We start from the raw sequence: 12890 nt of genomic DNA on the forward strand, positions 1-12890 counted from the left end.
TACGGTCGTTTAAGCAAGATTTTAATTATTTAAAATCAATAACTTATTTTATTTTTGAACAGGGGTGGCTGGCTCCCGATGGCGCTGCCCCCGTTTGTAGAGACTTCAACTGAACCACCGCTATCGGGAGCAAGCCCCCTCCCACAGGTTTTTTTTTACGTTCTGCGCGCGCCACATCAAAACCCATTGATAAATGAGGGCTTCTGCTCAGCTATACTCCCCTCCATTTGAATGGCCCTTCGAGGAAATACTGTGAAGAATTGGACCTTGCGCCAGCGAATTTTGGCGAGCTTTGCGGTCATTATCGCGATAATGCTGCTGATGGTCGTGGTGTCCTACTCACGGTTGCTGAAGATCGAAGCCAGCCAGGAATCGGTCCGCGACGATGCGGTCCCCGGGGTTTACCTCAGTTCGATGATTCGCAGCGCGTGGGTCGACAGCTATTTGCTGACTGTCGACATCATTGGCTTGCGCGACGAAAAGACCCTCACCAGTTCCGACAAGACCGACTACAAGTCCTTCGAAACGCGCATTGAATTGCTGATGGCCAGCTATGAAAAAACCGTTCATGGCCAGGCTGACCGCATGGAGTTCGATAACTTCAAGGCGTCGCACATCAACTACAACAAAGCGCTGGCCGAGGTGCTGGCTCGGATTGAGGCCAACGACCTGCCGGGGGCGAACGTGTTGCTTGAAGAGCAATTGACGCCGATCTGGACCGAAGGGCGCATGAAGCTCAACGACATCATCACTGAAAACAAGGACGTATCCGACCGGGCCACGGCGGCCATCGACGACGCGGTGCTGTCCGCCAAGATCAGCATGGCGGTGTCGCTGATCGTTGCCATCCTCGCCGCCGGCCTGTGTGGCCTGTTGTTGATGCGCGCGATCATGGCGCCGATGCACCGCATCGTCGAAATCCTCGGCGTCATGCGTACCGGTGACCTCAGCAAACGTCTGAACCTGGCGCGCAAGGACGAGTTCGGCGAGGTGGAGACCGGCTTCAACGACATGATGACCGAACTGACTGCCCTGGTTGCCCAGGCACAGCGTTCGTCGGTGCAGGTCACCACCTCGGTCACCGAGATTGCCGCTACCTCCAAGCAGCAGCAGGCCACAGCCACTGAAACCGCGGCAACCACCACCGAAATCGGCGCCACTTCGCGGGAGATCGCGGCCACCTCCAAGGACCTGGTCCGTACCATGACCGAAGTGTCCACGGCTGCCGACCAGGCTTCGGTCGCCGCCGGTTCCGGCCAGCAGGGCCTGGCGCGCATGGAAGAGACCATGCACTCGGTGATGGGCGCCGCCGACCTGGTCAACGCCAAGCTGGCGATCCTCAATGAGAAGGCCGGCAACATCAACCAGGTGGTCGTGACGATCGTCAAGGTCGCCGACCAGACCAACCTGTTGTCCCTCAACGCGGCCATCGAGGCCGAGAAAGCCGGTGAATACGGTCGGGGCTTTGCCGTGGTGGCCACCGAGGTACGGCGCCTGGCCGACCAGACCGCCGTGGCCACCTACGATATCGAACAGATGGTGCGCGAGATTCAGTCGGCGGTGTCCGCCGGGGTGATGGGCATGGACAAGTTCTCCGAAGAAGTGCGCCGGGGCATGTTCGAAGTGCAGCAAGTGGGCGAACAACTCTCGCAGATCATCCATCAGGTGCAGGCCCTGGCGCCGCGGGTGTTGATGGTCAACGAAGGCATGCAGGCCCAGGCCACGGGTGCCGAGCAGATCAACCACGCCTTGGTGCAACTGGGCGATGCCAGCAGCCAGACCGTCGAGTCCTTGCGCCAGGCCAGCTTTGCCATCGATGAGCTGAGCCAGGTGGCGGTCGGTCTGCGCAGCGGCGTGTCGCGTTTCAAAGTCTGATGAGCGACCTCGCGGCTAAACGCGGCGCCGTCCCGGCAGCGAAAAAGGCCTTGTTCCTGGTGTTCCACATCGGTGACGAGCGTTATGCCCTCAGGGCCACTGAGGTGGCCGAGGTGCTGCCGCGCCTGTTGCTCAAACCCATCGCCCATGCACCGCAGTGGGTCGCAGGCATCTTTGCCCATCGGGGCGCGATGGTGCCGGTTATCGACCTGAGCGCCCTGGCCTTCGGCAAACCGGCCCAGGTCCGCACCAGCACACGCTTGGTGCTGGTCAATTACCAGCCCGAACCCTGGCTCCAGGCGCGCTGGCTGGGGCTGATCCTGGAACAAGCCACGGACACCCTGCGTTGCGACCTGGGGGAGTTCAAGCCGTACGGCCTGGACAACCGCGCGGCGCCGTACCTGGGGCCGGTGCGTGAAGATGCCTTGGGCTTGATGCAGTGGATCGGCGTCAACGAATTGCTCACCGATGAAGTGCGCGCCTTGCTGTTTTCCGCCGAGCAGAGCCTATGAGCAACGACCCACGGTTTTTTGCGTTCCTGAAGCAACGCATCGGCCTGGACGTCGCTTCGGTCGGCGAGGCGATCATCGAGCGCGCTGTGCGCCAGCGTAGCCAGGTGAGCCAGGCGCAGACGGCGGATGAATATTGGCAGCACCTGCAACGTTCCCATGATGAACAGCAAGCGCTGATCGAAGCAGTGATCGTCCCCGAAACCTGGTTTTTCCGTTACCCCGAATCCTTCGCGACCCTGGCGCGGCTGGCGGTCGCCCGCCTGGCCGAGATCAAGCAAATGCGCGCATTGCGCATCCTCAGCCTGCCGTGTTCCACCGGCGAAGAGCCCTATTCGATCGCCATGGCCTTGCTCGACGCCGGGCTGGCACCGCACCAATTCAAGGTGCAAGGCATCGACGTCAGCCCGCTGTCGGTGGAGCGTGCCCGGCGCGGCGTATATGGCAAGAACTCCTTTCGGGGAGGGGACCTGGCCTTTCGTGAGCGCCACTTCGTGGAGCACGCCGACGGGTTCCATATCGCCGACCGCGTACGCGAACAGGTACGCCTGCAAGTCGGCAACCTGCTCGACCCCGGATTGCTGGCGAATGAGCCCAGCTACGACTTTGTGTTCTGTCGCAACCTGCTGATCTATTTCGACCAGCCGACGCAAAAACAAGTGTTCGACGTGCTCAAGGCCCTGACCCACGTGGACGGCGTGCTGTTTATCGGCCCGGCCGAGGGCAGCCTGCTGGGCCGCCATGGCATGCGCTCGATTGGGGTGCCGCAGTCGTTCGCCTTCAGTCGGCAGGGCGCGCCGGACCAACCGGAGCCGGCCTTTGTGCCAAGGCCCATGCCGGCGCCGCCGCGCAGTGCTGCACCGATTCCGCTCAAGCCACGCCCCTTCAGCACGGTTCGCCCCCATGGCGTGCCGATCAAGGCGCCGCCATCCGAGGCCGGTGACTTGCTCAGCCAGATCGCCACCCTGGCCAACGAGGGCAAAAGCGCCGAGGCCCGTGCGGCCTGTGAACGTTATTTGAATGCCCACCCACCGGTCGCCCAGGTGTTCTACTGGTTGGGGCTGCTCAGTGATGTGGCCGGCAGCGCCCTGGAAGCCCAGGGGTATTATCGAAAAGCCTTGTATCTGGAACCGCAGCACGCGCAGGCCTTGATGCACCTGGCTGCGTTACTCGAATCCCAGGGCGACAGCGCGGGGGCACGCCGCTTGCAGGCGCGTGCTGCCCGTAGTGAGCGAGCTGACAGTGAGTCCAAACGATGAGTAGCCCTGACGCGCTCGACACCGCCGGCCTGGACCTGACCCTGGCCGACACCCAGGCCATCGATGATTGCTGGAACCGTATCGGCATCCATGGTGACAAGTCCTGCCCACTGCTGGCCGATCATATTCACTGCCGCAACTGCGCGGTGTACTCCGCCGCCGCCACGCGCTTGCTGGACCGCTACGCCCTGCAACAGGACGACCACCGCCGGGCAGCGGTCGAACTCGATCAGGATATCGTCACCCGTTCGTTGCTGATGTTCCGCCTCGGCGAAGAATGGCTGGGTATCGCCACCCGTTGCCTGGTGGAAGTGGCGCCGTTGCAACCGATTCACTCCCTGCCGCACCAGCGCTCCCGGGCGTTGCTCGGTGTGGCCAATGTGCGCGGCGCGCTGGTGGCGTGCCTGTCGCTGGTGGAACTGCTGGGCCTGGACGCCGCCGGCACCAGCGCCAGCAATGGGCGGAGTATGCCGCGCATGTTGATCATCGCCGCGCAGGATGGTCCGGTGGTGGTGCCAGTGGATGAAGTCGACGGCATCCACGCCATCGATGAGCGTACCTTGAAGGCAGCCTCGGCCTCCGGCACCCAGGCCAGCGCTCGCTTCACCCAAGGGGTGTTGCAGTGGAAAGGCCGCAGCCTGCGTTGGCTGGATGAGGCGCAATTGTTGTCTGCCGTGACCCGGAGCCTCACATGACCCCCGACCAGATGCGTGATGCCTCGCTGCTGGAACTGTTCAGCCTGGAAGCCGATGCGCAGACCCAGGTCTTGAACGCGGGCCTGCTGGCCCTGGAGCGCAACCCGACCCAAGCCGACCAGCTCGAGGCCTGCATGCGTGCCGCGCACTCGCTCAAGGGGGCCGCGCGGATTGTCGGTGTGGACGCCGGGGTCAGCGTGGCGCATGTCATGGAGGATTGCCTGGTCAGCGCCCAGGAAAGTCGCCTGTACCTGCAACCCGAACATATCGATGCGCTTCTTCAAGGCACCGACCTGCTGATGCGTATCGCCACCCCGGGCAACACCGTGGGGCCGGCAGATATCGAGGCCTATGTGGCGTTGATGGAGCGCTTGCTCGATCCGTCGCAGCCCGTGGCGAAAGTCGCCCCGCCGCCGGAGCCGGTACCGGTTCCCGCCCCTGTGGTCGAGGCGCTGCCGCCTGAACCCGAGCCCGCGCCGCCTGTTATCGGCGAGCCACCGCGCCACAACAAACGCATGACCGAAGGGGGCGAGCGGGTATTGCGGGTCACCGCCGAGCGCCTGAACAGCCTGTTGGACCTGTCCAGCAAATCCCTGGTGGAAACCCAGCGGCTCAAGCCTTACCTGGCCAGCCTGCAACGCCTCAAGCGGATCCAGAGCAACAGCGCGCGCGCCCTGGACCATCTCGATGGCCACCTCAAGCCCCTCGGCTTGCCCCTCGAAGCCCTGGAAGCCCTGGCTGACACCCGGCGCCTGTTGAGTGAAGCCCAGGCCCTGCTCGCAGAAAAAACCGCCGAGCTGGATGAGTTCGGCTGGCAGGCCGGGCAACGCGCCCAAGTGCTCTACGACACCGCGTTGGCCTGTCGCATGCGCCCGTTTGCCGATGTGCTGGCCGGGCAGGTGCGCATGGTGCGCGACCTCGGCCGCAGCCTGGGCAAGCAGGTGCGCCTGGAAATCGAGGGCGAAAAAACCCAGGTCGACCGCGACGTGCTGGAAAAGCTCGAAGCGCCGCTGACCCATCTGCTGCGCAATGCCGTCGACCATGGCATTGAACTGCCCGAACAGCGCCTGCTCGCGGGCAAGCCGGCAGAGGGCTTGATCCGCCTGCGCGCGTCCCATCAGGCTGGGCTGTTGGTGCTGGAGTTAAGCGATGACGGCAATGGCGTCGACCTCGAGCGCCTGCGCGCCACCATCGTCGATCGGCACCTGGCCCCGCTGGACACCGCCCTGCGCCTGAGCGAAGAAGAACTGCTGACGTTCCTGTTCCTGCCGGGCTTCAGCCTGCGGGACAAGGTCACCGAAGTGTCCGGGCGCGGGGTCGGCCTGGACGCGGTGCAGCATATGGTGCGCCAATTGCGTGGAGCAGTGGTGCTGGAGCAGACGCCGGGGCAGGGCAGTCGTTTCCACCTCGAAGTGCCGTTGACCCTGTCGGTGGTGCGCAGCCTGGTGGTGGAAGTCGGCGAAGAAGCCTATGCCTTTCCGCTGGCCCACATCGAGCGCATGTGCGACCTGGCCCCCGACGACATTGTGCAACTGGAAGGGCGCCAGCACTTCTGGCACGAAGGCCGGCATGTCGGCCTGGTCGCGGCCAGCCAGTTGCTGCAGCGCCCGCCGGGGCAAAGCAATGACGAAACCCTGAAGGTGGTGGTGATTCGCGAGCGCGATGCGGTGTACGGTATTGCCGTGGAGCGTTTTGTCGGCGAGCGCACCCTGGTGGTGTTACCGCTGGATGATCGCCTGGGCAAGGTCCAGGATATTTCTGCCGGCGCCTTGCTGGACGATGGCTCGGTCGTCTTGATCGTCGATGTCGAAGACATGCTGCGTTCGGTGGACAAACTGCTCAACACCGGCCGCCTGGAGCGTATCGCCCGGCGCAGCCAGCAGGCCACCGAAGCGCCACGCAAGCGGGTGCTGGTGGTCGACGACTCGCTCACCGTGCGCGAGTTGCAACGCAAATTGCTGCTCAATCGCGGTTATGAAGTGGCCGTGGCGGTCGATGGCATGGACGGCTGGAACGCCTTGCGCTCGGAAGACTTCGACCTGCTGATCACTGACATCGATATGCCTCGCATGGACGGTATTGAATTGGTCACACTCCTGCGGCGTGACACGCGCTTGCAATCGTTGCCGGTGATGGTGGTGTCGTACAAGGATCGCGAAGAAGACCGACGTCGGGGACTGGATGCTGGCGCCGACTATTATTTGGCCAAAGCCAGCTTTCACGACGACGCCCTGTTGGACGCCGTGGTGGAACTGATTGGAGGGGCCCGGGCATGAGGATTGCGATCGTCAATGACATGCCCATGGCCGTGGAAGCCCTGCGCCGTGCCTTGAGTTTCGAGCCCGCGCACCAGGTGGTGTGGGTTGCCAGCAATGGCCTCGAAGCGGTGCAGCGCTGCGCCGAACTGACGCCGGACCTGATCCTGATGGACCTGATCATGCCGGTGATGGACGGTGTGGAGGCCACCCGGCGGATCATGGCCGAGACCCCGTGTGCGATCGTGATCGTCACGGTCGACCGCCAGGCCAATGTCAGCCGTGTGTTCGAGGCCATGGGCCATGGTGCCCTGGATGTGGTGGATACACCGGCGCTCGGCGTGGGCAACCCCAAGGACGCGGCGGCGCCGTTGTTGCGCAAGATCCTCAATATTGGCTGGCTGATTGGCCAGCGCGGCAGCCGCGTACGCGCCGAAACCGCAGCCCCGCGCAGCACCGGCAAACGCCAGAGCCTGGTGGCGATCGGTTCCTCGGCCGGTGGACCGGCTGCCCTGGAAATCCTCCTCAAGGGCTTGCCCCGGGACTTTCCCGCCGCCATTGTGCTGGTGCAGCATGTGGACCAGGTGTTCGCCGCCGGTATGGCCGAGTGGTTGAGCAGCGCCTCCGGCCTGCCGGTGCGCCTGGCACGCGAAGGCGAGCCGCCACAAAGCGGCGTGGTGCTGCTGGCCGGCACCAACCACCATATACGCCTGTTGAAAAATGGCACGCTGGCCTATACCGCAGAGCCGGTGAACGAAATTTACCGGCCGTCCATCGACGTGTTTTTCGAAAGCGTCGCCAGCCACTGGAATGGCGATGCCGTCGGCGTATTGCTGACCGGCATGGGCCGTGACGGAGCCCAGGGCCTCAAATTGATGCGTGAACAAGGATATTTGACCATCGCCCAGGACCAGCAGAGTTCGGCGGTGTATGGCATGCCCAAAGCGGCGGCGGCGATTGATGCTGCTGTTGAAATTCGCCCATTGGATAGAATTGCGCCCCGATTGCTGGAGGTGTTTGCAAAATGATCCGTACCTCCGGCTGCTGGTTTGCAGGCAGTAATTCAGGTGACTGCACATGAATGACTTACAGATCGACGACATCAAGACCGACGAAAACGCCGCCATGGTGTTGCTGGTCGATGACCAGGCGATGATCGGTGAAGCCGTACGACGCGGCCTGGCCCACGAAGAAAACATCGACTTCCACTTCTGTGCCGATCCGCACCAGGCGATTGCCCAGGCGATCCGCATCAAGCCCACGGTGATCCTGCAGGACCTGGTGATGCCCGGCCTGGATGGCCTGACCCTGGTGCGCGAATACCGCAACCACCCGGCCACGCAAAACATTCCGATCATTGTGCTTTCCACCAAGGAAGACCCCCTGATCAAGAGCGCGGCGTTCTCGGCCGGGGCCAATGATTACCTGGTCAAGCTGCCGGACAATATCGAACTGGTGGCGCGTATTCGCTACCACTCGCGCTCGTACATGACCTTGTTGCAGCGTGATGCGGCGTACCGCGCGCTGCGCGTCAGCCAGCAACAGTTGCTGGACACCAACCTGGTGCTGCAGCGCCTGATGAACTCCGACGGCCTCACCGGCCTGTCCAACCGCCGCCACTTCGACGAATACCTGGAACTGGAGTGGCGCCGCGCCTTGCGCGACCAGACCCAGTTGTCGCTGCTGATGATCGATGTGGATTTCTTCAAGACCTACAACGACAGCTTTGGCCACGTCGAAGGCGACGAAGCCTTGCGCAAGGTCGCCGCCAGCATCCGCGAAGCCAGCAGCCGCCCCTCGGACTTGCCGGCGCGCTATGGCGGCGAAGAATTCGCCCTGGTGCTGCCCAACACCTCGCCCGGTGGTGCGCGGTTAGTCGCGGAAAAGCTACGCATGGCCGTCGCGGCCCTGAAAATCCCCCATATCGCTCCGACCGAAGGCTCCAGCCTGACCATCAGCATCGGCCTGTCGACCATGACGCCCGTGCAAGGCACCGATTGCCGACAACTGATCATGGCGGCGGACAAGGGGTTGTATACGGCCAAGCATAACGGGCGTAACCAAGTGGGCATCGAGTGACCTGAGGCCGCAACCGATCAAAATGTGTGAGAGGGCGTGCCCCCTCCCACATTTAACCCTGCGTAGTCTGCCTTTTCGCCAAGCGGACTGCCGTTTGCAGCCGTTTGCCGTTATACTCGCCGGCTTTCAAAAGTTCGCCAACGAGTGCTGCCCGCCATGGAAATCAACCCGATCCTTAACACCATCAAGGACCTGTCCGAGCGCTCCGAAACTATTCGGGGGTATCTTTGACTACGATCAAAAGCATGAGCGTCTGACCGAAGTCAATCGCGAGCTTGAAGATCCGAGTGTCTGGAACAAACCTGAATACGCCCAGGAACTGGGCCGCGAGCGTTCTGCGCTGGCGCAGATCGTCGATACCCTCGACGAGTTGAACACCGGTCTGGCCGATTGCCGCGACCTGCTGGACATGGCCGTCGAAGAGAACGACGAAGGCGCAGTGGGCGATGTCGTCGCCGAGCTGGCCCGTCTCGAGGAAAACCTCGCCAAGCTTGAATTCCGCCGCATGTTCAGCCACGAGATGGACCCGAACAACGCCTACCTGGATATCCAGGCCGGTTCCGGCGGCACCGAAGCCCAGGACTGGGCCAACATCCTGTTGCGCATGTACCTGCGCTGGGCCGACAAGCGCGGTTTCGACGCCACCATCATGGAGCTGTCGGCCGGTGAAGTCGCGGGTATCAAGGGCGCGACCGTGCACATCAAGGGTGAATACGCCTTTGGTTGGCTGCGTACCGAGATCGGCGTACACCGCCTGGTGCGCAAGAGCCCGTTCGACTCCGGCAACCGTCGCCACACCTCGTTCTGCGCAGTGTTCGTCTCGCCCGAGATCGATGACAAGGTGGAAATCGAGATCAACCCGGCCGACCTGCGGATCGACACCTACCGCTCCTCCGGTGCCGGTGGCCAGCACGTAAACACCACCGACTCGGCTGTCCGTATTACCCACGTCCCGACCAACACCGTGGTCAGTTGCCAGAACGAACGTTCCCAGCACGCGAACAAGGACACCGCCATGAAAATGCTGCGGGCCAAGTTGTACGAGCAGGAAATGCAGAAGCGCAACGCCGCTTCCCAGGCGCTGGAAGACACCAAGTCGGATATCGGCTGGGGCCACCAGATCCGTTCTTATGTGCTTGATGCGTCGCGGATCAAGGATTTGCGCACTAACATCGAACGCAGTGACTGCGACAAGGTGCTCGACGGCGATATCGACGAATACCTGGAAGCCAGCCTGAAATCGGGGCTGTAAACCGTCAGCCCGACCTCAAGTCCCCCGTCATTGGCGGGGGCAACGAACCTGTGATGGAAAATCTAAAGACATGAGCGACCAACAACTCGACCCGCAAGCCCTGCAACAGGAAGAAAACTCCCTGATCGCCCTGCGCAAGGAAAAGCTTGCTGCCGAGCGCGCCAAGGGCAACGCCTTCCCCAACGACTTCCGTCGCGATGCCTACTGCGAAGACTTGCAGAAGCAATACGCGGACAAGACCAAGGAAGAGCTGGCAGAGGCTGCGATCCCGGTCAAGGTGGCAGGTCGCATCATGCTCAACCGCGGATCGTTCATGGTGATCCAGGACATGTCCGGGCGCATCCAGGTCTACGTCAACCGCAAGACACTGCCGGAAGAAACCCTGGCCGCCGTGAAAACCTGGGACCTGGGCGACATCATCGCCGCCGAAGGCACCCTGGCCCGTTCCGGCAAGGGCGACCTGTACGTTGAAATGACCAGCGTGCGCCTGCTGACCAAATCCCTGCGTCCGCTGCCGGACAAGCACCACGGCCTGTCCGACACCGAGCAGCGCTACCGCCAGCGCTACGTTGACCTGATCGTCAACGAAGATGTGCGCCACACCTTCCGCGTGCGTTCGCAAGTGATTGCCCACACCCGCGCCTTCCTGATGAAGCGTGACTTCCTGGAAGTGGAAACCCCTATGCTGCAAACCATCCCCGGTGGTGCCGCAGCCAAGCCGTTCGAAACCCACCACAACGCGCTGGACATGGAAATGTTCCTGCGCATTGCGCCTGAGCTGTACCTCAAGCGGCTTGTTGTTGGCGGGTTCGAAAAGGTGTTCGAGATCAACCGCAACTTCCGTAACGAAGGCGTCTCGACGCGTCACAACCCTGAATTCACCATGTTGGAGTTCTACCAGGCCTACGCCGACTACGAAGACAACATGGACCTGACCGAAGAGCTGTTCCGCGAGCTGGCGCAACTGGTCCTGGGCAGCACCGACGTGCCATACGGCGACAAGGTGTTCCATTTCGGCGAGCCATTCGTGCGCCTGTCGGTATTCGATTCGATCCTCAAGTACAACCCTGAGCTGACCGCCGACGACCTGACCGACATTGACAAGGCCCGTGCCATCGCCAAGAAAGCCGGGGCCAAGGTGCTGGGCTTCGAAGGCCTGGGCAAGCTGCAGGTAATGATTTTCGAAGAACTGGTGGAGCACAAGCTGGAACAGCCGCACTTCATTACCCAGTACCCGTTCGAAGTGTCGCCGTTGGCCCGTCGCAACGATGACAACCCGAACGTCACGGACCGTTTCGAACTGTTCATCGGCGGTCGCGAAATCGCCAACGCCTATTCCGAGCTCAATGACGCGGAAGACCAGGCCGAGCGCTTCATGGCGCAGGTGGCCGACAAGGATGCCGGTGACGACGAAGCCATGCACTACGACGCAGACTTCGTGCGAGCCCTGGAATACGGCATGCCGCCAACGGCCGGTGAAGGCATTGGGATCGACCGCCTGGTGATGTTGTTGACCAACTCGCCGTCGATCCGCGATGTGATCCTGTTCCCGCATATGCGGCCACAAGCGTAACCGTAGCGAAATCCGAAGCCGCCTTTTATAAGGCGGCTTTTTTATGGGGCGTCTATAAGCGTCAAGCAAACAGCGCCAGGTTTTTGAACTGTTCAAGGATGTGTGTCGTGAACCGCGTAACCGCTCAAGAAGGCGCCGCCGGCATTGCCGCTGCCGTGGCTGAAAGCGTCCAGTACCAGGGCCGCAAGGCCAGCCGTCGGGGCAGCGAGCAACGCAGGCAAGACATTCTCGATGCGGCCATGCGCATCGTGGTGCGTGAGGGCGTGCGTGCCGTGCGTCACCGCGCGGTGGCGGCGGAGGCGGGCGTGCCGCTGTCGGCCACCACTTACTACTTCAAGGATATCGACGACCTGCTCACCGATACCTTCGCTCAATACGTTGAACGCAGTGCCGCCTTCATGGGCAAGCTGTGGGTACGTAACGAAGGTTTGTTGCGCGAGATGGTTGCCTACGGCGATGGCAGCCCGCAGTCACGCTCGCAACTGGCGGACGACATCGCGCGGTTGACTGCCGACTACGTGCAGCGCCAACTGACCAACCGTCGTGAGTACCTGATGGCCGAGCAGGCGTTTCGCCAGGAGGCCCTGCTCAACCCGCGCCTGGCTGAGCTGGTGCGTTCCCACCAGCAGATCCTGTTGCAGGGCACCGGGCAGTTTTTTCAGGTATTGGGCTCGCGTGAGCCGCAACAGGATGCCAAAGTGTTGACGGCGATAATCGGTCGGATGGAATATCAGGGCCTGCTTGGCGGGCCAGAGCCTCTGGCCGCCGAAGAGATGCTTGAGATTCTCAAGCGTTACATGCATTTGGTGTTGGCCTCGGTCTGACACCGGGGGATGTTTGATGAATGCCTGGCGTGTCGCGGTAATCGCCTTGTCCTTCCTGCTGCTCAGCGGTTGCCTGGTGACCTTCAAGGATCCGCTGCCGACCCGCGAGGCAGCACCGCAGGCCCTGTTGGGCCAGTGGGCCAGCAAGAATGCCTGGGGCGAACCTCTCAACCTGCGCATCACCCGTGCCGGCGAACACCGTTACAAGGCCGTGAGCTACCCTACAGCCAAGCCCGGCCAGCGTGATGAATACCTGTTCAGCGTGTCGCGCCATGGCAATCGTTGGTACCTGTCGGCACCGTTACCCGCCAAGTTCGGTGGGCATTACTTCCTGGCAGGGTTCGAGTTCGACGAAAAGCACGAATTGGTGGTCTATAACCTCGACCTTGAGCAAATTCACCAAGCGATAGGCCAGCACGCCTTGCATGGCAGCACCGTGGACACCGTCGAGGGCCCCGGCGTGCAGGTGGACAGCCCCATGGACCAGGTATTTGCGTACCTGGATGACCCGGCCAATGCCGATGTGTTTGTGGAAGCCGTGCGCTACCGGCGCGTGGGCAAATAACGTT

General features: G+C 62.2%; 11 protein-coding genes. All 11 read left to right on the top strand.

Annotated features, from left to right (window positions below):
* Positions 1–252 precede the first annotated feature (252 nt).
* A complete protein-coding gene (locus A7317_RS05950) occupies positions 253–1875 on the top strand; it encodes a methyl-accepting chemotaxis protein (protein WP_024073779.1) in 1623 nt (540 codons plus the stop codon).
* The gene (locus tag A7317_RS05955; RefSeq protein ID WP_024073780.1) at positions 1875–2387 is read left to right on the top strand and encodes a chemotaxis protein CheW; all 513 of its coding nucleotides are present in this window, start codon (positions 1875–1877) and stop codon (positions 2385–2387) included. Before A7317_RS05950 ends, A7317_RS05955 begins: the two co-directional genes overlap by 1 nt.
* On the top strand, positions 2384–3643 hold the full coding sequence (locus A7317_RS05960; protein WP_024073781.1) for a CheR family methyltransferase: 1260 nt from the start codon (positions 2384–2386) through the stop codon (positions 3641–3643). The genes A7317_RS05955 and A7317_RS05960 overlap by 4 nt, the downstream gene beginning before the upstream one ends.
* Positions 3640–4338 (top strand): chemotaxis protein CheW, encoded by a 699-nt coding sequence (locus A7317_RS05965; protein ID WP_024073782.1) that lies wholly within the window; start codon positions 3640–3642, stop codon positions 4336–4338. The genes A7317_RS05960 and A7317_RS05965 overlap by 4 nt, the downstream gene beginning before the upstream one ends.
* A complete protein-coding gene (locus A7317_RS05970; protein ID WP_069075377.1) occupies positions 4335–6614 on the top strand; it encodes a hybrid sensor histidine kinase/response regulator in 2280 nt (759 codons plus the stop codon). Before A7317_RS05965 ends, A7317_RS05970 begins: the two co-directional genes overlap by 4 nt.
* Positions 6611–7621, top strand: coding sequence for a chemotaxis response regulator protein-glutamate methylesterase (locus A7317_RS05975; protein ID WP_069075378.1), 1011 nt, complete (start codon positions 6611–6613; stop codon positions 7619–7621). The genes A7317_RS05970 and A7317_RS05975 overlap by 4 nt, the downstream gene beginning before the upstream one ends.
* Positions 7622–7670: 49 nt before the next feature.
* Positions 7671–8672 (top strand): response regulator, encoded by a 1002-nt coding sequence (locus tag A7317_RS05980; protein WP_024073785.1) that lies wholly within the window; start codon positions 7671–7673, stop codon positions 8670–8672.
* 156 nt (positions 8673–8828) lie between these two features.
* Positions 8829–9924 (top strand): peptide chain release factor 2 gene (prfB, locus tag A7317_RS05990; protein ID WP_102625207.1). Its coding sequence is split into 2 segments (ribosomal slippage): positions 8829–8900 and positions 8902–9924, totalling 1095 coding nucleotides; the frame shifts between segments, so codons are not numbered across the junction.
* A 70-nt stretch (positions 9925–9994) separates the two neighbouring features.
* Complete coding sequence (gene lysS / locus A7317_RS05995) at positions 9995–11497, top strand: lysine--tRNA ligase (protein WP_024073787.1); 1503 nt, start codon at positions 9995–9997, stop codon at positions 11495–11497.
* A 107-nt stretch (positions 11498–11604) separates the two neighbouring features.
* Complete coding sequence (locus A7317_RS06000) at positions 11605–12321, top strand: TetR/AcrR family transcriptional regulator (RefSeq protein ID WP_024073788.1); 717 nt, start codon at positions 11605–11607, stop codon at positions 12319–12321.
* A 16-nt stretch (positions 12322–12337) separates the two neighbouring features.
* Positions 12338–12886 carry a hypothetical protein gene (locus A7317_RS06005; protein WP_024073789.1) on the top strand — a complete coding sequence of 183 codons (549 nt, stop codon included), beginning with the start codon at positions 12338–12340 and terminating at the stop codon, positions 12884–12886.
* Positions 12887–12890: the final 4 nt, after the last annotated feature.

Origin of the sequence: Pseudomonas fluorescens (assembly GCF_001708445.1) — a bacterium.
Taxonomy (GTDB): Bacteria; Pseudomonadota; Gammaproteobacteria; order Pseudomonadales; family Pseudomonadaceae; genus Aquipseudomonas; species Aquipseudomonas gorinensis.

Coding starts and splice junctions, on each gene's coding strand:
- A7317_RS05955 (WP_024073780.1), top strand. CDS start 1,875: ATGAGCGACCTCGCGGCTAAACGCGGCGCCGTCCCGGCAGCGAAAAAG.
- A7317_RS05960 (WP_024073781.1), top strand. CDS start 2,384: ATGAGCAACGACCCACGGTTTTTTGCGTTCCTGAAGCAACGCATCGGC.
- A7317_RS05965 (WP_024073782.1), top strand. CDS start 3,640: ATGAGTAGCCCTGACGCGCTCGACACCGCCGGCCTGGACCTGACCCTG.
- A7317_RS05970 (WP_069075377.1), top strand. CDS start 4,335: ATGACCCCCGACCAGATGCGTGATGCCTCGCTGCTGGAACTGTTCAGC.
- A7317_RS05975 (WP_069075378.1), top strand. CDS start 6,611: ATGAGGATTGCGATCGTCAATGACATGCCCATGGCCGTGGAAGCCCTG.
- A7317_RS05980 (WP_024073785.1), top strand. CDS start 7,671: ATGAATGACTTACAGATCGACGACATCAAGACCGACGAAAACGCCGCC.
- lysS (WP_024073787.1), top strand. CDS start 9,995: ATGAGCGACCAACAACTCGACCCGCAAGCCCTGCAACAGGAAGAAAAC.
- A7317_RS06005 (WP_024073789.1), top strand. CDS start 12,338: ATGAATGCCTGGCGTGTCGCGGTAATCGCCTTGTCCTTCCTGCTGCTC.